This window comes from Psychrobacter sp. CX14 (genome assembly GCF_057396205.2).
Genome location: NZ_CM183187.1, coordinates 2,751,240 through 2,773,796 on the forward strand (window position 1 = coordinate 2,751,240; position 22,557 = coordinate 2,773,796).

Sequence of the window (22,557 nt, forward strand, 5' to 3'; positions counted from 1 at the left end):
AAAAAAGGATATACCGATGAGTAAACAACAGGAAATAGATATCATTACTGCAATTGTTAAAGACGTGAAATTTGCGATGTTAACTACGTTAACGGATGAAGGGCATCTACATGCCTGCCCAATGACCACTAGCGAGACCAGCTTAGGCGCTCGTGAAATCTGGTTTATTGGTGATAAAGAGTCAGAAGCGGTTGCTAATATTAAGCAAAATCCGCAAGCCAACTTAGCGTACGTTAGCAACGATAATAAGGACTATGTCAGCATTAACGGCACAGCTGAACTGGTTGATGATAAAGCCAAGTTAGAAGAGCTGTGGTCTCCTATCTATAATGCATTTTATGAGCACGGTAAAGAAGACAAAAATGTACAGTTGATTAAAATTGTACCAAACGGTGCCGAGTACTGGCGTAGTGGCAGCACCGTGATTAATACTGCAAAAATGGCAGCGGCTGCTCTACAAGATGGCAAAACTGCCGAGAGCCTAGGCGGAAATGGTTCAGTAGAATTCAATTAATCCTGAATGAAGGTCAGTTCACAGAACCTTTATTGATCAGCTTATAATCAACAAACAATAAGCAAAGAAAAGCCCTAACAATGTGTTAGGGCTTTTCTCATTTAGATATATCTGATTGGTCTAGCCACTTTGTTTTAAATAAGGCCAAGCGGCACGCATATAAATCATCATTGACCACAGCGTTAATATGACCGCTGCCATCATTAATATATAGCCCAGTATCTCAAGAGACTGAATATTTAATAACAGTACCGTAATCGCTATCATCTGAAACGTCGTCTTAAGTTTACCCACATAAGACACCGCCACACTGGTTCGTGCACCCAGTTCTGCCATCCATTCACGCAGCGCCGATACGGCAATCTCACGTGAGATAATCACGATGGCTGCGATTGCCATAATAATATTGGGATGCCACTGCACCAATACGATTAAGGCCGCAGCGACCATCAACTTATCTGCGACAGGATCCAAAAAGCGACCAAAGGCTGAAACAATATTCATTTTACGCGCAAGATAACCATCTAACCAATCAGTAATGGCCGCCAGCACGAATAACAACGTCAATATCAAATGACGCAGCATACTGTCACTAAATGCATCCATATTCATGCCGATATTGGCAATAGCATTATCGGATATCATCGGAACACCGATGCCAAGCGCAGGCGGCCAATAAGCGATTGCGACAAACAGTGGAATCATCAAAATACGAGCGATGGTTAGATTGTTTGGCAAATTGAAGATGCTTGCTTCTTTTTCAGACATTGGCATTGATTCAGTCTTAATCGGTTGGGAGTTAATGGGTTTAGTCATAACGGGTCCGCTCAGGATATAGCATCGACAGCCTTACTGATAGGGTGTTGCTAGCTTAGCACTTCCATTCAAAATTAGTAAGCCCAATTCTGGAAGGGTCGGGTCAATACAGAGGGTTAATTCAGTGGCATTATTCGGAAAGGCCTAAGTAGGTCAATTAATCACATACCCACCATAACTTTTCGCACGCTTTAGACTTAAGCAAAATAACCATCAAAACGTACCACATTATTTTGCCATGTCTCATCTTCAACTTTATTAGCAAAAACAGGGGCTGATACGGGTCTTTTTACCACCACTCTACCACCTGACTTCACACTCGTTAATGCTAAGTTTAATAGTCTGGCTTCTTCCTCACTATCTGGAGGATTGGCTATATGATGTAGCGCTTGCATGTGCTTACCGACTTTGGCGCCTTTATTGGTACTGGCATGCTCATAGCTGTTTTCTGGAAACATGGGGTCCAAATAAACCACATCGTAGCCATTATAATCGTTATTAATGTCAGAAAGATGATGCTCACTACTATTATCAATAACTTGACTTGACTGCGGTACCGCTTGCTGTATCCGTTGTTGCATATACTGAGCCGAATCTGCGCAGATAATATTTAATCTTGCCATCAGTTTATGCCAATTTTTATGCTGTGCCATCACCTGCTGTTCATGCAGTAATAACAGCGCTATCAGCGGGTTACGCTCAAGCAAGGTTACTTGCGCGCCTGTACTGGCCAATATCAAACTATCATGACCAAAACCTGCAGTGGCATCTAACGCTCGATTATCCTCATTAAGTTTGCAAGCTTGCAATATCAATTCAGACTTACGCCCTGCTCTAACCACACGGCGCTGCAATGTCTGCCACTCTGGCGCCACACTTATTTGATTGGCAACCAAGCTTAAATTTTGTTTCTCATCAAGTACCAAGAGCGGTATCGCATACTGCTCACTGAGCTGTTTGCGCACCTTTTGTGTCAGTTTCTGCTCTATCTTAATTGGCTCAAAAGATAGCGGTAAATCAGACTGCGCTGCCCGTTCAATAACCGCATCGACAGCCGTCACATCTAAGGCATTGGCATAAACAAAAGGAGCACGAACGATGGCCTTATTCATTCGCCTATCCTTGAATGTTATATCCAAACAACCAAGCTGCTAACAATACCAAGACACCAGTGGCAATACGTAGCCATGCAAAAATCGTAAAGTCACGACGGCTCACCCAGTCTACTAGCCAGCGAATACATAATAGCGCAACGATAAAGGATACCAAAACACCAACGCCTAGCACCACCCAGTCCTCGCTGCTGCTTAACACATCTTTATGCTTTAGCATATCTAGAAGGCCCGCACCAACAATAACGGGAATACCTAAAAAGAAGGAGAATTCTGCAGCCGCTTTACGCGAAACGCCAAGCCATAGCGCGCCAATAATGGTCGAGCCTGAGCGCGAAGTACCAGGAATCAATGCCAAACACTGGAATAAACCGATTAATAGGGCTGTTTTTAAACTCACATCTTCCGCTTCTTCCGCAATCACTGGAATAGGTTTTCGTTCTACATAGAAAATCAGAAGACCACCAATAATCAGCATAATAGCGACGGTATAAGGATTAAATAAATACTCCTTAATCTGATCCGCCATGGTAAAGCCCACAATCATCACCGGTATGGTTGAGACGATAAGACTAAGACCCAATTGACGTGGATTCTTCATCGTATGAGGGCCACTAGACTTACCTGTGATTAGACCCATTAATGCGTGCCATAAGCGTCCCCAATATTCATAGATAACCGCTAAGATAGCACCCAGCTGAATGACCACAATCAGTAGGTCTGCTTTGTCTTTAGTCCAAAAATCCATAATATCGGCTGATAAAATCAAATAACCGGTACTGGATATGGGTAGAAACTCCGTAATACCCTCAACGATGCCCATAATAATGGCTTGGAAAATGAGTAATATATCCAAAATAAGCGCTCACTCTAAAATGTATCAAATTAACAAAATTGGGAATTACCACACCTATAGGCAGCTTATTGTTTAAGCTTTACCCTGCTCTTTTAGGGTCTTCCAAGTATTATTACGCAGATAAACCGGCAAGGCTTGTTCTGCTGGCACGCCGCCCGAATGTAGATACTGAGCAATCCCCAGTTTAGCCAGACTCACCGCGTCAGGATTTATGTGAGCTGCGACTGTTTGATTATCTTGAGAGGCTAAAAGCTCTGCGCCATTACCCGCGATTAGTAGCGGCTTCTCGGTAGCGCTGTCATAATCAAGGAGTCTCTCTTCACTACCCTCAGCTTGCAGCATCACCTCATTAGCGCTATTATCTAATAGGGCTAATTGATATTCGCCAAAATAGACCTGCTTCATTCTAGCATCAAGCGCAGCATATACATGCGTTGCTCCCAGCTCATCATAAGCTGTTTGCGCAATCGCAGCCAAACTAGACACCCCAATGCAAGGCAAATCATGAGCCACAGACAAAGCCTGTATCACAGCTGTATTGATTCGAATACCGCTAAATGGGCCTGGACCACGGTTAAATATGAGCGCGGTCACGTCTGCAAGCTTAACACCAGCTTGTTGCAATGCCGCATCAATCATTGGCAATATTTGCTGAGTTTGCTCACGCTTACCTGTCTGAGTGTGATTGCTTAATACCTTCAAATCTTGGCTAACAATTGCCACAGCGCATTGATCAAAAACGGTATCTACTGCCAAAAACATAGGAGCCTCTTTTTTAGCGTTGGGATGGCGGTATTTTTCAATCCACACCACATAAGAATAATGCGCCTTATCATACCACCTGCGCCGGTTTTGATAAATCACTATAGTGAAAGTGGATAGGGATTATTTTAATACCGTTAAACAGGTCATGCTTTATCGCATTAAAAAACCAGACAACTGCATTAGTCATCTGGTCTTAACATGGCGTTTAAGTCGGTCATTTTGGTTTTATTTAGGTAAATTTGCTGAAATTTGGCTTAAAATTTCATTAATCTCGCTATTAGCCTCTTCTTCCTTATCCAGACCACCGGTTGGGGTTAACTGGTTAAATACTTCTGGTAATAACTCGGCCAAACCTTGACGTACTTCGGTTTCATCCGCCCCTGTTTGCTGTACAACCTGATGAATCTCTTGCGTATCGAACAATTGATCAACTTCGTTTGGATCTAGGTTCTCATTCTCTTGTTCGGTACTTAACCAAGACTGAGCTTGTGGGCCATGACCCATGTTTTGGATTTTTGATAACGCACCAGATAAGCCGCCATTACGCTGAATCCAGCCTAAAACTAATGGCATCAAGGCTGCAATTAGCATACCTTTACCGCCGCCCATACCGGAGCGCGCCATACCGCCTCGATTACCGCCGCCTAATACGCTACCTAGTATTGAGCCTAAACCGCCTGCACCGCCGCGACTATTGCCACCCATTTGGCTACTAAGTACGCTACCTAAGATATCGTCCATACCAAAGCCATTGTCACCAGTAGAACGAGGCGCTGCTTGTGCCCTGTTTCCACCTAATACGCTACCCAAAATATCACCAAGGCCACCGGTACGACGAGGCTGAATACGCTGGTTTACAGGGTTACGTTTTGAATCTTCTGGATCCATTGCTTGACGGGCAACTTGAGTGATTAGATTTCCTAGTAAGCTCATAATATATCCTTTATATTATTTGTTTTGAATAAGTAGTTTTAGCTAAGTTTATTTTAGATAAATAGGTTTAGGGAAAGCCCCTAATATCAGTCCAATATTATGGGATATCGAACAGGCAATCAATGCTTTTTGGTATCAAAGGTGTGAGATAAGGTATTAATAGCAAAATCGTGTTTATTTTAGTGATTATTGACGCCCTATTTCCATCGACTCAATACTTTAAGCTGACGCCAACACGTAGAATCGACTTGGTCTTGCCAAATCAGGACATTTTTTTGCCTTACTAAAGGATGAACCGTCTGAAACTTAAACTGAATAAAATGGGCAAAGCTTTGCACGTCTATAAGCTCAGCTTCCCATAATACCGGCGTCTCCCTATCGCGATATATCAGCTGCCAACGACTGGTCTTTTGTGTGTCATCGGCCGATGTAAAATGCTGCGGCTGATGACTAAGTGATAGTCTCAAACCATATAACACACTGCTCAAGCAAACTATCACACCCACTGCCCACCAAGGCATTGTCAATACCGCCGCTGAAATCACAATACAAACCAGATAACTGGCTGCATATAAATGCCGCCAATAACTGGTAGTGCGAATACTAGAATCTATCCGGCTCAATAGACACTCCTTGATTCATTAATCTAGGAGCAGATAAACACTGAACCTCTAGACAGCAAGCATGAGTCATTAAGATAAATTATCACCATGCTGCAGCTTTTTAAGCTTAAGCACCAACTCAGTCACCTCACTGTCCTCTGGAGTATCTTGATTCATAAAGTAGTTTAGTAAATCAGGATCTTCATAGGTCAGCAGCTTAGCAAACGTCGCTTGCTCCTCCGCATTGGCTTGCAAATAATGATGCTTCACGTAAGGATCAATATAAAAATCTAACTCTTTTAGTCCTCTGCGTGCCTGATAAATAATGCGTCTTTGCTCGTTGGTTGGTTCTGGCTGTGTGGTCAAAATAAAGCTCCTCGAAATAAGACTAAATTTATTGCTATTAATAAAACTATATTCAATAACTGGCTGCACAATTATTCATAAAATGCTTAGCCTAACTATTTAGCTGTTGCCACAGCGCTAGCCCTTGCATCGTCAGACCGACATTATGAGTACGTATAATACTGGCGCCTTGCTGTACAGCCAACAAAGCTGCTGCCATGCCAATGCCATCCCTATCTATAGCGCTATGCTCTTTAAAGACTGCCACATCAGAATTGTGTAGCACCTCACCTAAAAAACGCTTACGTGAAATACCAAATAATATAGGCAGCTGTAGTTCATTCAGATGACTTAACTGATTGAGTAAGATTTTATGGTGCTCGTAATTTTTTGCAAAACCAAAACCGGGGTCAACAATAATGTGCTGACGTTTAACACCAGCATTTAGAGCACATTCAATACGCTGTTGTAGCTCAGATATTATCTCAAGCACTACATTGTCATAACTCGCCTGACTGCCCATGGTTGCAGGCTCACCGCGCATGTGCATTAACACCACGGGAATATCAAGTTTGGCTGCCATCTCTGGCGCACCGTCACGTATCAAAGCACGTACGTCATTCCAAATATCGGCGCCTGCTTGCACCGCCTGCTTTATCACTTTAGGCGAACTGGTATCTATTGAGAGCCAGATATCATCACCAAACTCTTGGCGAATCGCCTCAACGACGGGTACTACACGTGCACACTCTTCTTCTTCGGATACAGGCGTGGCATTAGGACGTGTTGACTCACCACCAATATCAATAATGCTAGCGCCTTCACTGAGCATTTGCTCGCAGTGCTTGATTGCAGCCGATAACTCATTAAATCTACCACCATCTGAAAAGGAATCTGGGGTAACGTTCAAAATACCCATAACATGGGGCTTACTCAAATCTAACGATTTTGATTTGGCGTCGCTATTAAACTGATATTTTGTCATCAAGACATTTGGCAAGTCATGTAATTGCATGGTCATTATTCTTATTCAAAGACATTAACTAGGATGGATAACACATCATTTTATGCCCTACATTCTAACAGATATCAGAGGTAATAAGAGAGAGGCGCTAACTAATGACTAGAATAGTAGCCATAAAAAAGCCCCTCTCTATTGAGAAGGGCTCTTTGGAATAATGCAGGGTATGAACCAGTACCATCCATAACCGTAGTAAACTATATAATTAATCTACATGGCTGGTAATGGTGGCGGTGTAGCACCTGAGCTGATATTGTCATCTTTTGTCGGGGTTACATCTTTTTCTTGATATACTTTTGGCTCACGTGGTTCACGACCTGCCAAGATATCTTGTAGCTGATCTCTATCGATGGTTTCCCACTTCATTAACGCATCAACCATGATATGCATTTTATCTTGGTTGGCTTCAATGATTTCACGAGCGATATCATATTGCTCTTCTAAGATACGACGAATCTCTTCATCAACCTTTTGTTGAGTCGCTTCAGAAATCGTACGTGCGCCGCCACCGAAGTAACCTTGATTGGCATCATCATCTTCATAAACCATGATACCTAACGCATCTGACATACCATATTTGGTAACCATCGCACGCGCCATTTTCGTTGCACGTTCAAAGTCATTAGAGGCACCCGTGGTCTTCTGGTTCACGAACACCTCTTCTGCGATACGGCCACCAAACAAGATAGCGATGTCATTAAGCATCTTAGACTTATCTTGGCTCGTCTGATCAAACTCAGGCAACTGCCAAGTCACACCCAAGGCCCAACCACGCGGCATAATCGTTACTTTATGCACAGGGTCAGTGCCTGGTAGCATCTCTGCCACAAGTGCATGACCTGCTTCATGATAGGCAGTCGAACGACGCTCTTCTTCACGCAGTACCATAGACTTACGCTCAGGACCCATATACAGCTTGTCTTTCGCATCTTCAAAATCATGCATATCAACACTGGTCTTGTTACGGCGCGCTGCAAATAAAGCGGCCTCATTAATCAAGTTAGCAAGCTGTGCACCACTAAAGCCAGGTGTACCACGAGCAAGTGCGTTTATATCTACGCCCAAGGTTGCCGGCAGCTTTCTAAGATGCACTTTTAGAATCTCTTCACGGCCTTTGATATCTGGTAAGCCAACGTGCACCTGACGGTCAAAACGACCTGGACGTAATAACGCTTTATCCAGTACGTCTGCACGGTTGGTTGCGGCAATTACGATAATACCATCATTACCTTCAAAGCCGTCCATTTCAACAAGCAGCTGGTTAAGCGTTTGCTCACGTTCATCATTACCGCCGCCCATGCCAGTGCCACGGCTACGACCGACTGCATCAATTTCATCGATAAAGATGATACAAGGTGCATTCTTTTTGGCTTGCTCAAACATATCACGAACACGTGATGCACCGACACCAACGAACATCTCAACAAAGTCAGAACCTGAAATTGAGAAGAAAGGTACTTTGGCTTCACCAGCAATGGCTTTTGCAAGTAAGGTTTTACCCGTACCTGGTGGGCCTACCATTAAGATACCACGAGGAATCGTCGCACCCAGTTTGGTGAATTTGTCAGGATCTTTTAGGAAATCAACAACCTCAACCACTTCTTCTTTGGCTTCTTCTGCGCCAGCGACATCATTAAAGCTCACTTTAATTTGGTCCTCGCTCAGCATTTTGGCTTTTGATTTACCAAAGCTCATTGGGCCGCCCGCTTTACCGCCTGCACCGCCTTGCATATTACGCATAAAGAACAAGAAGATACCGATAATCAGTAAAACAGGGAAGCTTGCAATTAACAGTTGCATTAGCACACTTTGACGCTCAGGGGCTGCCCCTTGAACCTCAACATTATGCTCACGCAGTGTTGGCATTAACTCATCGTCAGCCACCGCAGGAAGAACAGTCTCAAATTCTGATCCATTCACTTTTTCACCAGTGATTTGCTCACCGTCGATTTTGACGCTTTTTACTTGATCTTCAGTGACTTGAGTTACAAACTCAGAGTAATTGAGCGTATCCGGCTCATTACCGCTATCAAAGTTGCTAAATACCAGCACTAATACGCCGATAACAACTAGCCACAATAAGGTATTTTTTACCATGTCGCTCACAAGCTATACCATCCCTTACTTGTTAATTTATTCGAAATTCTGCCTAATCTAGCATTATAGCATGAGGTAGGCAGACAATGACGGCTCGTCACTCGGTTAATACACCCTGTTATGATTCTGTCATTTTCAAATAAATGATCTTTAACGATTACATATTTTAGGGAGAAAATTGACAAGCCATTACTCATTTAATGTTTTATCTTATAACTTACTTTATTAGGTCACTACCTGCATATATCAAGCGCAGTAAGCGGATTGTTAAAACACTCCTATCAGGAATTACCAACCAGATTAGTTATACTAGGCTACTCAAACGCTTTATAGCTATGGCCTAGCACCTCTTGACCACTGCCTGCCTTCTGTTAGATGTCTATAAAAACTTTAATCAATAATCTTGTTTAAAAAATCTTATCGCTATTTGGTAGCGACCCAAAACATCTCTTTGGAACGGGCACGAGAAGCCGCAGGTTTAACACTGCGTATTTTTGAGAACTGTGACTGCATTTGTTGACGCAGCTCTTGAGTGCCCTCGCCTTGGAACACTTTCATAATTAATGAGCCGCCCTCTGGCAATACCTTTAAAGCAAAATCAACAGCAAGCTCACATAGATAAATCATACGTGGCTGATCCACGGCTTTATGACCTGAAGTGTTGGGCGCCATATCAGATAACACCACATCAACCTGCCTGTCACCCACTTCTTTCATCAATTGCTCAAACACCTCTTCTTCACGAAAGTCCCCTTGGATAAAGGTCACATTCTCTAAAGCATCCATCGGCAAAATATCAGATGCAATTAACACACCCTCATCACCAACCAAACGGCCAGCCACCTGCGACCAACTGCCTGGCGCACTACCCAAATCAACAACCGTCATCCCTTTTTTAATTAGGTCGGTCTTTTCATTAATTTCTAACAACTTATAGGCAGCACGCGCACGATAACCCTCTTTTTGAGCCAAATGAACATAATGATCATCAATATGCTCTTTTATCCAAGTTTTGCTGCTTTTCGATAATGATTTATTGGTAATACGTGTCGCCACAATACCCTCGCTGTTATAAATAATAGACGTTACGGCTTAATTCTAGCATCATTTATCCTCATAAAGGGTCAAAGCCTGTCAAGATATCCAGACTTTAGCCATTTAATCTACTTTAGTTTGTTACAAATGATGCAATCAGGCAATCTACTCATGCAAGTGATGCCAACTTTCTTTATAATGGCAGCGTGTTATTTAAACTTTCCAAGGCTGACTAAGTTAGGCCTAATAATCAATACTGAGACATTATGAGCACTGCTAAAAAGACCCATCCTAAGTTAGATACAAGTGAAATGCGCCGCCTGAAAGGCATTGGTCATGCATTAAAGCCCGTTGTCACTATTGGCAACAACGGCCTTAGCGAATCAGTGGTTGAAGAACTTGATCGCGCTTTAAATGATCATGAGCTTATAAAAATCAAAACGCCACCAGGTACCAAAGAAGAACGTGAAGCCTTTAGCGATGAGTTAGCGGACAAAACCGGTGCCCAGCTTATCCATAGCATTGGCCGTATGGCATTATTGCTTCGTCGCAACCCGAATGCCAATCCTAGATTATCTAACCTATTGCGCTTTAGTGAATAAATACCATCAGATTAACGAGCTAGGTTAATATTGACCTCTCAAGATGTTTAAGCTCGATACATTATGTAGATAAAGGCTGCTAATTTTAAATTAGCAGCCTTTATTATATGCAGGGTTTATATAATAATATTGTCAGTTTCATCCTATTTGAGTAAAGACACTCAAATTAGAGATATCAAAAAGCCCAGCCTTAGCTGAGCTTTTGTTCTAAGCATTAGACGATTACTATTATTCGTCCATTGCTAAGTAGATGCCTTCATTCGACGCATCATTTAAGTAACGTGCATCACGCCATGTGGTGTAAGAATAAGTGTCACTGTATGGGCTTTTTCTTGCTTGGCGGAAATCTGATACCCAGTTGTTGCCATCAAAAATTTGAATATGGCCATGTGGATGTTTTGCTGAGCGGTTATAAACAACAACATCACCAATTTGTGGTGCTGAGTTATTGCTGATTTTTACAAAACCTGCTTGAGCCAAGGTACCACGAGTCGCATACTGATATGCTGATGGGTTTGGCGTGAAGCTATAACCAGCTGATTGAAGTGCTTTACGAACATAACGTGCGCATAAGCCAATTGTTCTTGAATGTGCAGCGCTTGCAGCACGAGCAGCAGCAATGGCTGGTGGCGCTGAGCTGTCAATACGACTTGAATAACGTGATGGATTGTTCGCAGTTGTTGCAAAAGAAGTTGTGGCGTATTGGTTAGTCAAGCGCTCTGCAAGTGCTGATAAAGTATCTTCTTTTTGCTGAGCCTGTGCACTTAGCACTTCAATGCTCTGAACGCGTTCAGCGGTATTGTCTGACGAGAAGTTAGAGAAATGGTTAACTCTAGTAATCGAAGAGGTACCTACGAGCGGTGTAATAGAAGTATTACTACCTGACGCTAATGACGTACTTTGTGGTGGCTCAAATGTTTGCTGTACCGACGCATTTACTTGTGTGGCACTAAGCCCCATTAACGACAATATAATAAGTGACTTTTTCATAACGCTCCCAAAATTAATCTTTTAATGTACCACCCAACTTACCTGTCAGATAGCCTTCATGGCTCTCATGTCCTCAACATCTCTCTAACGAGACGCTGCTGGTATTCGAAGCAGTACACAACCTAACTTTGATTGCGCTATTTATACTGTATTTGTTGGCTGCTTATCGCAGGGTTAACAAAATCTATTGGTATAAATTAAGCAGTTGTTTATCCTATACAGCTATACTTCACTTACTAATTATTAAGTTTGAGGCCTGCAATGCAAAACCCGTTAAAACCCAATCATCTAGCAAAACGCATTGATCATCAAAAGTCTGCGGCGTCTGCCTTGCCTGAAACTTTAAAAGAAAAATGCACTCAGTTGAATCAATTTACTCAAGAGATTAAAACACTGTTAGATAGAGGATTACCTGAGGAGATATTAAAATCTCTGTGGGTCGTTAAGTATGAAGAAGGACAACTGGTGCTCTCAGTGCAGTCTCAGACCGCTGCTAATCACCTTCGTTACCAATCTAACAACCTAAATCATATACTAAAAGAACAATCTCTTACATTCAGACAACTAAAAAATATAGATGTAATCGTTACTTACCCTGCTTCGATTGATCATTTAAATGAGAACCAGAATTACTTAAATCCGCATTCAAAAAAATCTAATTTAACTAATAGTAAGGGCGCAAGCCATAGTATACATGGCTTAACCGAAACGACGAAACGAACTATAGCATACACAATTGAACATGTCATCAAAGATGAACGGTTGAAAAAGACGCTTGAACGGCTTTTAAATAATCACTAAAACCCTTCTGTAAAGTTATTTTATGTAACTTACTGTCGTATTGTTAGTACTCAGTGTTTAATTTATACGACTGGCTCGTTATTTTTTCTAAATATTAGAGATTTTGATTAACTCATACTTCATTAATATTGGTCCTGAGGTATTGCCACGGTTAGGATTGTGAGCTTTTTCACTTATATTCCATAAAAAAAGCGAAACTCTCGTTTCGCTAAAATTGATATTTCCACATTGTTGCTTTCAGAGTCACTAAAAGATGGAAAATAAATTCAAAAATCACTTGAAATTTATAAAATATAGTCTACTGGCACTTTATCTTTGTCATAAAATGTTACAATTTCGAAGTTTGAAGGGTCAGAATATAGAGCTCTAACTAATTTATTATTGAGTCCATGCCCAGATTTATATGCTTTAAACTGTCCGATTAAGCTATGTTTTGCCAAATATAGGTCGCCTAGCGCATCTAATATCTTATGACGAACAAACTCATCTTTATGGCGTAGGCCATCTTTATTCATAATACCGTTGTCATCTAACACGATTGCATTTTTGAGGCTACCACCCAGTGCCAGATTGTTCTTCTGCAGATACTCAATATCACGCATAAAGCCAAAGGTACGGGCATTACCTACATTTTTGATATAACTTTGCGTTGAAAATTCGAACATATACTTCTGAGTATCTTTCGGAATGCCAGGATGGTCAAAGTCTATTTCAAACGCCATGCTAAAGCCATCATAAGGTACGAGTTCTGCCCATTTATCTTCTTCCGTTACGCGTACTGGCTTTAGAATTTTCATAAATTGCTTAGGCGCATCTTGCTCTTCAATCCCCGCCTCTAGCAGTAAGTCGACATATTGAGCGGCGCTGCCATCCATAATAGGAATCTCTGCATCCGACACCTTAATTAATAGATTATCAATACCCAGACCAGACAATGCGCTTAATAGATGCTCAACAGTGCCGATTTTAACCCCATTGACGACTAGATTAGAGGACATCGTCGTATCGGTCACTAAGAAGGCATCAGCGGCAATAAGAGGCGCATCAGTAATATCCGTACGTAAAAAATGAATACCGGTATCAATATCTGTTGGCTCTAATACCATAGTGACGTCCTGCCCACTGTGTAGACCCACGCCCACGATGGTAATCGGCTTCTTTAAAGTCCGTTGTTTCATAATTAAATCCCCTTAAGACTGTCTCGCTAATATATTTTGTGAAATTCTAACACAGTAAAAACCTCATGTTAGCGCGTCTTGGCATCCGAACCTCATTCATTTAGCAAAACATACTCATTAAAAAAGCCAAGCTATTAACTAGCTTGGCTTTTATTCAGTACTATTGACAACAAATTTTACTCAAAAATCATGATTATTAACGGTTTTGTTGACGCTTTAGATAGTCCTGAATGCTGTTGGTCTTAGTCGTGGTCGGCTGAGACGGTGCAGCACTTGGCTGTGGATTACTACTGGTGTAGCTTTGACCCTGTGCCTTTTGCTGACTGTTAAATGCGCTTGTATGCGTTTTAGGATCAACCGCATGGTTACTGTTAACTGAAGGCATAGGCTGCGGCTTAGGCTGATCTTTGGTTTCATCTAAAGTAAGACCCGTTGCAATAACTGTTACATGCAAATCTTCACCTAACTTCTCATCGATGACAGTACCGATAAAGATATTAGCCTCTTCGATATCTGTGATATCGTTAACCACTTCTGTGATTTCGTTTAACTCATCAAGCGTTACTGACTCAGAAGATACCACGTTGACAATCAGACCTTTGGCGTTTTCAAGCAATAAGTTGTCTAGGAGTGGTGAACGAATCGCCTTTTCAGTGGCTTGACGAGCACGATCTTCACCGCTTGCACGTCCGATACCCATCATCGCATGACCTTTAGCCGTCATTGCCGTGCGAATATCGTTAAAGTCAATGTTAATCACACCTTCGCTTGAGATAGTCTGAGCAATACCTTGTACCGCATGCATCAATACATCATCTGCTTTTTTGAAAGCATCTTGCATTGAGATGTTGCCGTATACTTTTAACAGCTTGTCGTTTGGAATGGTGATGATAGAGTCAACGAAGTTAGACAGCTGATCAATACCGGCTTTGGCTGCTTTAATACGCTTGCCACCTTCGAATTTAAATGGTGTGGTAACAACACCAACTGTCAAGATCTCCATCTCTTTAGCGATACGTGCCACAACAGGCGCTGCACCGGTACCGGTACCGCCGCCCATGCCAGCAGTGATGAACACCATGTCTGAATCTTCAAGAAGCTTACGGATAGACTCCTCTTCTTGCTCGGCAGCTTCACGGCCAACTTCTGGATTAGCACCCGCACCAAGACCACGGTTTGTATTGGCACCCAACTGCAATTTGTGCTCAGCAGTTAGTCTATCTAAGGCTTGTTTATCCGTATTTGCACAAACAAAAGTCACGCCTTTAACGCCTTGCTGAACCATATGCTCAACCGCGTTACCGCCGCCTCCGCCCACACCGAAAACAGTGAAATGGGCTTGACCGTTATTTAAATCTTGGCTATTAACCGCCATCGTGTATTTAGACATTATCACTCCTTGTGGTCACCTCACCAATTTACCAATAATTTATTCACTTAGTAACTAAGCTATAAGGTAGGTGGTGACTGTGAAATATGAAAATTGGGTTATATAATATTTTTAAGAAAATTGTTCAGACTGTGCTTAAACTTGGCAATTTTACTAACCTTAAGCGCATCCGGCGAGCTTTTCTCACTGTGCTTAAATTGATCACTTTGACTGTATAATAAAGCACCAAATGCCGTTTGCAACTCACGCTGAGTCACTCGGCGATTTAGCTCTTTAAACTTCTCATCATCATCAAAGCAGTCATAGGCAGAGATGGCCTCATGCTGCGTAGTGCTCATTACCGGCATGCCAAGTAGGCGTTTTGAGAAACGTACCATATCTTTTACTTGACTACCACCGCCCGTCAATACGACACCTCGCTGTATATAATCCATAAGACCCGCGTCAGACAGCTCTTGAAACAACACTCGATAAAGCTCAATATAACGAGCTTCAATAATTTGTGCCAACTGCAAGATACTAATCGGCTTATCTTCTGCTTTACCAATACGCTGGAATGTCTCAAAACGGCTAGGATCAACACTGCGTGTATCAACCGTACCTTTTTGAATTTTTAATCGTTCCGCTTCCATCATTGTCAGTCCCAGCTCCGCTGAGATATCCATGGTGACTTTGGCACCGCCGTCAGGAATACAGTGGGTAAAAATTAACTTATTTTCGCGGTAGATACAAACGCTCGTGGTGCTCGCACCAATATCAATCAAGCAAACGCCTTGCTCACGCTCTTCAGGAAGCAAACTATACTCTGCACTCGATACCGCATCAAATAACATATGATCGATACTAACGTCACATGCCTGTATCAGCTTCTGAATATTTTGTCTGCTTGCCACCGGCATCATCATTAAATGATACATAACCGTTAATTTATTGGCGTGCATACCAATGGCATCGTCAACCATCTGATCTTTATCATCTATAAAGATACCTTGTTGGCAATGATGCATTAAGTAATGGGTATTAGGCTGTGAATTGGTCTTGGCAATAGTGAGTGCATTGACAATATGCTGGGTCTCGACCGTACCCTCTGTTAAGTCAACCGTACCAAAGCCATTGGTACTGGTAAGCTCTGGTGTCGATAAAGTTAGCCAAACACTATGGATACGGCAATTTGCCATCTCCTCAGCTTGGTTAATCGCTTCACGAATAAGGCTTTTTAGACGATCAAAGTTTCTGATTTGACCCTGCTGAAAATCCTCTGTCTTAACCTCACCCACGCCTTTAATACGAATATCGTTTACAGCAACAATATCGCCAACGACTACATACACTGCAGTGGCGCTTAAATGAATGACGGCTAAGAGATTTTCAGATTTACTCATAAAGTTTAGAACATATATGTGTACTGTAGTGGACAAGGGGCATAATGAGCGTGCTTTTTGTCTTCATTCAAACAGTAAGGTTAGAATAGGGTCTATTAATAAGATGCTGCCATTTACGGGTACTAATTCAGTCAAATACGTCAATGATGATATCTATATAACTACGTCTAGATACTCCCATTTAATCATGTTTATTTTTTTGTCTTTGCAATGCTAACGCTTAGTCCATCTCATTGTGATCAGCATTAACATCAATATTGCTACTAATACTATCAGTATCGTCTTGATTAATCTCTGAAACAGACATTAACTCAACCGGAGCAACCGGCTCATCTTTCCAAGCAATAACAAAACCATTTTTATATCTTAAATCTAAAGAGGCAATATTCTCTCGTTTGTCAGCAAGTTGATTTTGCAATAATTGACTGACATTCATCAGCTTTTGCGAGGTATGTTCGTTGTCGACGATAATACGCATACCATTATTAAAGCGAATAACCCACGTCATGCGTGGGGTCAAAATCATATCTTCAACCTGCATATCAAGCGGGCCAAACCACTGACTTACTTGCTGCATCTGCTGCATAATCAAGTTAGATTGATCAGCATCGCCTTGTAGCATGATGAGATTGTCTTGCTGCAGGTCCGCTTCATTCACTGGCTGAAAGACTTGACCTTGCGCATCAATCAGATGCTCACTACCAAACTTCGCAATAGGCGCGCGAGGCAGTGCAGTAATTACAATCCCCTCACCCCATTTACGCTCAATATCAACTTGACTGACCCAGTCTTGAGCCATTACCTCATCTTTGAGCTGTGGCAGTTTAGCGGTAAAGAAGCTACCGGCTTCTTTTTTATCCATCGCCTCGCTTAATACACGATACTCTGCCGGATTTAGACTAGTGGGATTAACCACAATATCGGCCGGCTGCGAATTATAAATTTGACTCGATACCAAGAAGAATATTGCTATAAATAACAATATTCCGATAGCCATCCACGATTTTGCGGATAATAATTTACTTGGATTCAGCGAAACTTTATTCACAGAGGCAGCCATCGTGTCCACTTAGTCTATATCTCTTATAATTGTAACGCATTTGCTATAGTAGCGATAGCGCCTAGGCTTAATGAGCATGTATCAATTTATGACAATATATTACATAAGTATTAAACACTGAAAATTTAAATAGCTTATGACGCTTAAGTAATAAATTTGTCAGGATGAGCTTAAAGGTAACACTCTTAAGCTCGTCTTGCTACTGTGTTCATTAAATAATCAGAAAATGGGTCTAATCTCTACAGCGTTTGCGCTAGGATATGCCAACATAATTGCTCAAAATTCATACCGCGTGCCTTAGCAGCCATAGGTACTAGGCTATGACTGGTCATACCTGGTACGGTATTAATCTCAAGCAGCCAGAAGTTACCTTCTTCGTCCTGCATGGCATCGATACGCCCCCACCCTTTTGCATCTACAGCTTTGAATGCAGCCACACTTAACGCTTGAAGATGTGCTTCTTCTTCCTGTGATAGGCCACAAGGAATATGGTACGCCGTGTCATTGCGATTATACTTAGCTTCATAGTCATAGAAGTTAGAGATATCCGCCGGCTCTAGACGAATCACAGGATACGCTTCATCATCGATAATTACGATGGTGAATTCACGACCCGTAATCCACTTTTCTGCCATAACAACATCACCACAGCCTGCCGCCATTTCATAAGCTTTAGGCAGTTCATCTAAACTATTAACCTTACTCATGCCAATACTTGAGCCTTCATGAACCGGTTTAACCATCAGCGGTAAGCCTAATGTATTAACAATTTGCTGCCAATCGGTATCCGCGGTCAAAATAGAGAAAGGTGCCGTTGATAAGCCGCAGCCCTGCCACAATTGTTTGGTACGTACTTTGTCCATACCAATCGCTGAAGCTAAGACGCCAGAACCCGTTTGCGGGATACCGAACCAATCTAGCAGACCTTGCAATTGACCATCCTCACCACCGCGGCCATGCAATACATTAAATACACGGTCATAACCTTTAAGCTCAGTCATGTCCTGATTTTTTGGATCAAAATGTGTGGCATCAACGCCTTGCGACTGTAGTGCTTTTAATACAGCATTACCACTGTCTAAAGAAACATCGCGTTCATTGCTGTTGCCGCCATAAATCACAGCGACTTTGCCAAATACGCTTGGGTCTTGAGTAGCTGCGTTTTTAGTGGCTTGAGAATCAGAAGAATGTGTCATAGTTATTGGCATCTTAACGGTAAATAGGTGGGAATAAAGGGTAATAAAATAAACGTAAGACTTGCGATTTAAGAAGTAAGATACAACTGGTTCGCTGCTAATTCTTGGCTTAGCTGACCCACATTACCCGCACCTTGAGTAATCAGCATATCACCTGCTCTTAATACGCGCTGCATAACAGGCGCTAGGTCATCTTTATCAACTAAAACAGGCTCAACTTCGCCGCGCAGACGGATACTGCGCGCCAATGCTCGCGTATCTGCACCAACGATAGGGGCTTCGCCAGCACTGTAAACATCTAATAATAACAGCTCATCAACTTGCGACAATACCTCAACGAAATCATCATAGCAATCACGAGTACGGCTATAACGGTGTGGCTGGAACAGCATCACTAGACGGCGTTCTGGATAACTTTCACGAGCCGCCTTAATTGTTGCAGCTACTTCTACTGGATGATGACCATAATCGTCAATTAGCAGAATATCGCCATCATCTTTAGCAACAAGAGCTTGCTGTTCAAAACGGCGACCAACGCCTGCAAATTTTGCCAAGGCGCGCTTAATGGCTTCATCATCGACGCCCTCATCCGTAGCCATGGTAATCGCTGCTAATGCATTTAACACATTATGCTGACCGGGAATATTAAGCGTTAGCTGAAGTGGCTCGTGGTCTTTACGTAATACGGTGAAATGGGTTTTGGTACCCTCGACACGTACATTAGTGGCTTGCACATTGTTATGTGGCTCAAAACCAAATGTCTGTACTGGGCGGCCGATGTCATCAATCATAGCGTACAGCTCTTTGTCATCGCCGCATACTACAGCAAGGCCATAAAACGGCATGTTCTGTAGGAACTGAATATAAGCTGCTTTTAATTTATCAAAGCTGTTCTCGTAAGTATCCATGTGATCTTGGTCGATATTGGTCACAATAGCGGCCATTGGATGCAAGGTTAAGAAAGACGCATCGGACTCATCGGCTTCAGCGATAAGATAACGACTCTCCCCTAATGAGGCATTTTTGCCCGAAGCATTTAGCTTACCGCCAATCACATAAGTAGGGTCAAACCCTGCTTCGGTCATCATCATGGTCAACAAACTAGTTGTAGTTGTTTTACCATGAGCACCAGCGACGGCAATGCCATGACGGTAACGCATTAATTCACCCAGCATATCGGCACGACGTACAACAGGTAGCTGTGCCTTTAGTGCCGCTTGAATCTCAGGGTTGCTGCGGTCAATTGCCGATGACACCACGATCACATCTGCATTGGCGATATTTTTAGAATCATGACCCACAAAAACGTCAATATCAAGGCTTTCAAGGCGCTTGGTTACTGGACTTTCTTTGATATCAGAGCCGCTTACGCCGTAGCCTTGGTTTTTCATGACCTCAGCAATACCACACATCCCTGCTCCGCCAATTCCAATAAAGTGAATGCTTTTGATTCGGCGCATTTCTGGAATTTCTATCAATCGTTTGGGCAGGGCTGCTTTTGACATAGATATCTCTTTTTATTACTGATAAAGGATTAACGAACTAACTTCTCAAATCAGGCATTGTCCAAATGAATGTATGGGTTTACCTGACTTATATTTTCTATCACCAAGAATGGAGTGATTATAAGACAATACAAATAACTGCACCAGTGGCTGAGTCAGTCAATTTGATAAATATGACTGGTTTAACTCAAGCTATTTTGACAGCTCTGACCAAATATAGTCTGCAGTCATCACTGTGGATCCTGGATTAGCCAGTGCTTTGCCTTTTTTGGCCATGGTCTGACATTTCTCACGATCTAAATCGAGTAGAATCTCTGATAAGTGCTCTGGCGTAAACTTGCTTTGTGGAATTAAGTAAGCAGCATCTTCAATGGCGAGTGATCGAGCATTAGCAGTCTGATGGTCATCTACTGCATGCGGTAATGGCACAAATATCGCGGCTAAACCGACATTTTGAATCTCAGTCACTGTCATGGCGCCAGCACGGCAAACGATAATATCCGCCCACGCATAGGCTGCTGCCATATTATCAATAAATGGTTTAACCGTTACATCATGCACTGATTTATCGACTATTTCATAATTGGTCTGAGTAGTGGCAAAGTTGTTATGGCCACACTGATGATGCACTGAAATTGGCTTATCAATTTGAGCCAGTGCTGCCGGCACAGTCTGATTAAGTATTTGCGCACCCAATGAGCCGCCCACGACCAATAGCTTTAATGGGCTGTCATCTTCCACATCATAACGCGTCTCTGGCGGCTCAATATTAGAAATCGCTTCTCGAACCGGATTACCGACGGTTTCAAGCTTAGGATTATCCTCACTTTCACTATCCCCAAAGGTATTCGGGAAGGCTTGCAGTACTTTGGTGGCCAATTTTGCTAAATAACGATTACTCATACCTGCAATGGCATTTTGCTCATGAATAATCAGCGGCGTACCAGTTGCTTTTGCAGCCAGTCCACCCGGTGCGCTCACATAACCGCCAAAGCCGACGACCACATCAATACGATTGCTTTTAATCACTTTGATACTGGCAAGTACCGCTTGCGACAGCGTAAACGGCATTTTTAGCAACCGCCCCATGCCTTTGCCGCGCAGACCTTGCATATTAATAGTATGAAATGTATAGCCAACAGGCTTAACCAAATCATTTTCCATGCCTTGCGGCGTCCCTAACCAGTGTACTACTGCACCGCGTCTCGTCAACTCTTCCGCGACAGCCAAAGCTGGGAAGACATGACCACCGGTACCCGCTGCCATCATCAATACATTCGGGGCTGCTTTGGTAGTGACTTGAGTGGTCGCCGGTTCAGTAGGACGACTCACAGTTGAGGACTCAGACACAAAAAATCTCCTAAATTTTATGCAAGAAAATAGGGCACAAATAAATCAGAAAAATCATAGCATAAATCACATGCTTAGGCGATGACATCCACCGTTTAAAGAGAATTAATGTACAACAAAGTACACAACTGTTTCGATTGTGTAGGGTCTGCCGTTATAAGGATTGTCTAAACGCAAAAAACCAAGCAGCGAAATATCGTTGCTTGGTTCTAAAGTTGCTTGATTATAAAATAGCAGCATATCATTATGTCTACCGACTTATTTTATAAAGGCTATAGCCTCTATAAAATAGTTAGTTAGAAACTCAAAAGAATCGATAAAATTAACGACGTTTAAGGGTACGGGTCTTACCTAACAATGAAATACCTTTGTAGCCACGAAGCTTTAAAGTATTGCCTTTTAACTCTGCTTTACCTGAGAAGGTCGTACCCGTTTCAGGTTCGATACCTGAGCCATTGATGTATTTATTAGGATTTTTTGGATCGGCTTCTAAATCCCAAATAACCGTTGCACCGGTTAAAGGCTTGTTTTTGAATTTACCTCTACAGGTATCACACACACTCTTACCTGCGGCGCGTGGATCTAATACTTTAACTATTTTGGCCGATAACTTACCGTTGTTTTGCTCAACGAATTGCAATACTGAGTCAGGCTGACCTTTATCATTGAAGGTCGTCCATTTTGTGTTGTTTAATTGATCTGCTGCATTTGCGGCAAACCCAAAGGCTAAACCGGCTGATAATACTAAAGTTTTCGCTAGCATTTTCATAATACATCCTTGTTAAAAGTTAATTGAGGTTGGTGCCTGTCGTGATTAGACAGGCGGTTATTAATAATTACTTAAAACCACTCACCTCTTTATCCTAAAGAATTGAGTATCGTCTGTCTTATCTGAGCTTGGAATCAAATAAGAAGAATCGGTAATAAGTGATTTAATACCAACTATTCATTAAGTCATGTTAATTGACTCTCTCATAATATAAGAGTCTGACGGAAAATCAACTCCT

22 protein-coding genes are annotated in these 22,557 nt (G+C 42.2%); 3 read left to right on the plus strand and 19 right to left on the minus strand.

Translation table 11 applies throughout. The features are described 5' to 3' along the window. Positions 1 to 16 precede the first annotated feature (16 nt). Complete coding sequence (locus AC2SLO_RS10685; protein ID WP_486542419.1) at positions 17 to 514, plus strand: pyridoxamine 5'-phosphate oxidase family protein; 498 nt, start codon at positions 17 to 19, stop codon at positions 512 to 514. Between the two features lie 120 nt (positions 515 to 634). Here the strand turns inward: AC2SLO_RS10685 and pgsA are convergent, their stop codons facing one another. The 10 genes from pgsA to AC2SLO_RS10735 form a co-directional block, all read right to left on the minus strand. Beyond that, entirely contained in the window at positions 635 to 1,282 is a 648-nt protein-coding gene (pgsA, locus tag AC2SLO_RS10690) for a CDP-diacylglycerol--glycerol-3-phosphate 3-phosphatidyltransferase (protein ID WP_486542471.1), read from the minus strand. A 245-nt stretch (positions 1,283 to 1,527) separates the two neighbouring features. Continuing rightward, positions 1,528 to 2,442: a class I SAM-dependent methyltransferase gene (locus tag AC2SLO_RS10695; RefSeq protein WP_486542417.1), complete on the minus strand. Its 915-nt coding sequence runs from the start codon at positions 2,440 to 2,442 to the stop codon at positions 1,528 to 1,530. A 4-nt stretch (positions 2,443 to 2,446) separates the two neighbouring features. Next, positions 2,447 to 3,298, minus strand: a complete 852-nt coding sequence (locus tag AC2SLO_RS10700; protein ID WP_486542415.1) for an undecaprenyl-diphosphate phosphatase — start codon at positions 3,296 to 3,298, stop codon at positions 2,447 to 2,449. A gap of 72 nt (positions 3,299 to 3,370) precedes the next feature. Next, on the minus strand, positions 3,371 to 4,060 hold the full coding sequence (tsaB, locus tag AC2SLO_RS10705; RefSeq protein WP_486542469.1) for a tRNA (adenosine(37)-N6)-threonylcarbamoyltransferase complex dimerization subunit type 1 TsaB: 690 nt from the start codon (positions 4,058 to 4,060) through the stop codon (positions 3,371 to 3,373). A 228-nt stretch (positions 4,061 to 4,288) separates the two neighbouring features. Continuing rightward, positions 4,289 to 4,996: a YidB family protein gene (locus AC2SLO_RS10710; protein WP_486542413.1), complete on the minus strand. Its 708-nt coding sequence runs from the start codon at positions 4,994 to 4,996 to the stop codon at positions 4,289 to 4,291. A gap of 197 nt (positions 4,997 to 5,193) precedes the next feature. Continuing rightward, positions 5,194 to 5,619: a hypothetical protein gene (locus AC2SLO_RS10715; protein WP_486542411.1), complete on the minus strand. Its 426-nt coding sequence runs from the start codon at positions 5,617 to 5,619 to the stop codon at positions 5,194 to 5,196. A gap of 69 nt (positions 5,620 to 5,688) precedes the next feature. After that, positions 5,689 to 5,964: an FAD assembly factor SdhE gene (locus tag AC2SLO_RS10720; RefSeq protein ID WP_486542409.1), complete on the minus strand. Its 276-nt coding sequence runs from the start codon at positions 5,962 to 5,964 to the stop codon at positions 5,689 to 5,691. A 91-nt stretch (positions 5,965 to 6,055) separates the two neighbouring features. Beyond that, positions 6,056 to 6,958, minus strand: coding sequence for a dihydropteroate synthase (gene folP / locus AC2SLO_RS10725; protein WP_486542407.1), 903 nt, complete (start codon positions 6,956 to 6,958; stop codon positions 6,056 to 6,058). Positions 6,959 to 7,174: 216 nt separating this feature from the next. After that, complete coding sequence (ftsH, locus tag AC2SLO_RS10730; RefSeq protein WP_486542467.1) at positions 7,175 to 9,061, minus strand: ATP-dependent zinc metalloprotease FtsH; 1,887 nt, start codon at positions 9,059 to 9,061, stop codon at positions 7,175 to 7,177. Positions 9,062 to 9,484: 423 nt separating this feature from the next. Continuing rightward, positions 9,485 to 10,117 carry an RlmE family RNA methyltransferase gene (locus tag AC2SLO_RS10735; protein WP_486542405.1) on the minus strand — a complete coding sequence of 211 codons (633 nt, stop codon included), beginning with the start codon at positions 10,115 to 10,117 and terminating at the stop codon, positions 9,485 to 9,487. 245 nt (positions 10,118 to 10,362) lie between these two features. On the opposite strand from AC2SLO_RS10735, the gene AC2SLO_RS10740 reads away from it, so the two are divergent. Beyond that, positions 10,363 to 10,698: a YhbY family RNA-binding protein gene (locus AC2SLO_RS10740; RefSeq protein WP_486542403.1), complete on the plus strand. Its 336-nt coding sequence runs from the start codon at positions 10,363 to 10,365 to the stop codon at positions 10,696 to 10,698. Positions 10,699 to 10,926: 228 nt separating this feature from the next. On the opposite strand, the gene AC2SLO_RS10745 is transcribed toward AC2SLO_RS10740, so the two are convergent. After that, positions 10,927 to 11,688: a CHAP domain-containing protein gene (locus AC2SLO_RS10745; protein WP_486542401.1), complete on the minus strand. Its 762-nt coding sequence runs from the start codon at positions 11,686 to 11,688 to the stop codon at positions 10,927 to 10,929. 261 nt (positions 11,689 to 11,949) lie between these two features. Here AC2SLO_RS10745 and AC2SLO_RS10750 point away from each other — a divergent pair, with 261 nt between their 5' ends. After that, entirely contained in the window at positions 11,950 to 12,489 is a 540-nt protein-coding gene (locus AC2SLO_RS10750; protein WP_486542399.1) for a hypothetical protein, read from the plus strand. Between the two features lie 284 nt (positions 12,490 to 12,773). On the opposite strand, the gene lpxC is transcribed toward AC2SLO_RS10750, so the two are convergent. From lpxC to AC2SLO_RS10790, 8 genes are all read right to left on the minus strand, one after another. After that, entirely contained in the window at positions 12,774 to 13,670 is an 897-nt protein-coding gene (gene lpxC / locus AC2SLO_RS10755) for a UDP-3-O-acyl-N-acetylglucosamine deacetylase (RefSeq protein WP_486542465.1), read from the minus strand. A gap of 193 nt (positions 13,671 to 13,863) precedes the next feature. Then, positions 13,864 to 15,057: a cell division protein FtsZ gene (gene ftsZ / locus AC2SLO_RS10760; RefSeq protein WP_486542397.1), complete on the minus strand. Its 1,194-nt coding sequence runs from the start codon at positions 15,055 to 15,057 to the stop codon at positions 13,864 to 13,866. Positions 15,058 to 15,155: 98 nt separating this feature from the next. Then, complete coding sequence (gene ftsA / locus AC2SLO_RS10765; protein ID WP_486542395.1) at positions 15,156 to 16,439, minus strand: cell division protein FtsA; 1,284 nt, start codon at positions 16,437 to 16,439, stop codon at positions 15,156 to 15,158. Between the two features lie 220 nt (positions 16,440 to 16,659). Further along, positions 16,660 to 17,499: a cell division protein FtsQ/DivIB gene (locus AC2SLO_RS10770; RefSeq protein WP_486542393.1), complete on the minus strand. Its 840-nt coding sequence runs from the start codon at positions 17,497 to 17,499 to the stop codon at positions 16,660 to 16,662. 239 nt (positions 17,500 to 17,738) lie between these two features. Continuing rightward, entirely contained in the window at positions 17,739 to 18,695 is a 957-nt protein-coding gene (locus tag AC2SLO_RS10775; RefSeq protein WP_486542391.1) for a D-alanine--D-alanine ligase, read from the minus strand. A 68-nt stretch (positions 18,696 to 18,763) separates the two neighbouring features. Then, positions 18,764 to 20,206, minus strand: coding sequence for a UDP-N-acetylmuramate--L-alanine ligase (gene murC, locus AC2SLO_RS10780; protein WP_486542463.1), 1,443 nt, complete (start codon positions 20,204 to 20,206; stop codon positions 18,764 to 18,766). 186 nt (positions 20,207 to 20,392) lie between these two features. After that, the gene (gene murG, locus AC2SLO_RS10785) at positions 20,393 to 21,469 is read right to left on the minus strand and encodes an undecaprenyldiphospho-muramoylpentapeptide beta-N-acetylglucosaminyltransferase (protein WP_486542461.1); all 1,077 of its coding nucleotides are present in this window, start codon (positions 21,467 to 21,469) and stop codon (positions 20,393 to 20,395) included. Between the two features lie 403 nt (positions 21,470 to 21,872). Next, positions 21,873 to 22,319 carry a DUF2147 domain-containing protein gene (locus AC2SLO_RS10790; protein ID WP_486542389.1) on the minus strand — a complete coding sequence of 149 codons (447 nt, stop codon included), beginning with the start codon at positions 22,317 to 22,319 and terminating at the stop codon, positions 21,873 to 21,875. Between the last annotated feature and the right edge of the window lie 238 nt (positions 22,320 to 22,557).

What these genes read in the sequence shown, in the direction of transcription:
- tsaB (WP_486542469.1), bottom strand. Translation starts at nt 4,060, where the DNA reads ATGTTTTTGGCAGTAGATACCGTTTTTGATCAATGCGCTGTGGCAATT.
- pgsA (WP_486542471.1), bottom strand. Translation starts at nt 1,282, where the DNA reads ATGTCTGAAAAAGAAGCAAGCATCTTCAATTTGCCAAACAATCTAACC.
- AC2SLO_RS10710 (WP_486542413.1), bottom strand. Translation starts at nt 4,996, where the DNA reads ATGAGCTTACTAGGAAATCTAATCACTCAAGTTGCCCGTCAAGCAATG.
- murG (WP_486542461.1), bottom strand. Translation starts at nt 21,469, where the DNA reads ATGATGGCAGCGGGTACCGGTGGTCATGTCTTCCCAGCTTTGGCTGTC.
- ftsA (WP_486542395.1), bottom strand. Translation starts at nt 16,439, where the DNA reads ATGAGTAAATCTGAAAATCTCTTAGCCGTCATTCATTTAAGCGCCACT.
- AC2SLO_RS10740 (WP_486542403.1), top strand. Translation starts at nt 10,363, where the DNA reads ATGAGCACTGCTAAAAAGACCCATCCTAAGTTAGATACAAGTGAAATG.
- AC2SLO_RS10770 (WP_486542393.1), bottom strand. Translation starts at nt 17,499, where the DNA reads ATGGCTGCCTCTGTGAATAAAGTTTCGCTGAATCCAAGTAAATTATTA.
- ftsH (WP_486542467.1), bottom strand. Translation starts at nt 9,061, where the DNA reads ATGGTAAAAAATACCTTATTGTGGCTAGTTGTTATCGGCGTATTAGTG.
- ftsZ (WP_486542397.1), bottom strand. Translation starts at nt 15,057, where the DNA reads ATGTCTAAATACACGATGGCGGTTAATAGCCAAGATTTAAATAACGGT.
- AC2SLO_RS10745 (WP_486542401.1), bottom strand. Translation starts at nt 11,688, where the DNA reads ATGAAAAAGTCACTTATTATATTGTCGTTAATGGGGCTTAGTGCCACA.
- AC2SLO_RS10695 (WP_486542417.1), bottom strand. Translation starts at nt 2,442, where the DNA reads ATGAATAAGGCCATCGTTCGTGCTCCTTTTGTTTATGCCAATGCCTTA.
- AC2SLO_RS10775 (WP_486542391.1), bottom strand. Translation starts at nt 18,695, where the DNA reads ATGACACATTCTTCTGATTCTCAAGCCACTAAAAACGCAGCTACTCAA.
- AC2SLO_RS10790 (WP_486542389.1), bottom strand. Translation starts at nt 22,319, where the DNA reads ATGAAAATGCTAGCGAAAACTTTAGTATTATCAGCCGGTTTAGCCTTT.
- folP (WP_486542407.1), bottom strand. Translation starts at nt 6,958, where the DNA reads ATGCAATTACATGACTTGCCAAATGTCTTGATGACAAAATATCAGTTT.
- AC2SLO_RS10750 (WP_486542399.1), top strand. Translation starts at nt 11,950, where the DNA reads ATGCAAAACCCGTTAAAACCCAATCATCTAGCAAAACGCATTGATCAT.
- AC2SLO_RS10685 (WP_486542419.1), top strand. Translation starts at nt 17, where the DNA reads ATGAGTAAACAACAGGAAATAGATATCATTACTGCAATTGTTAAAGAC.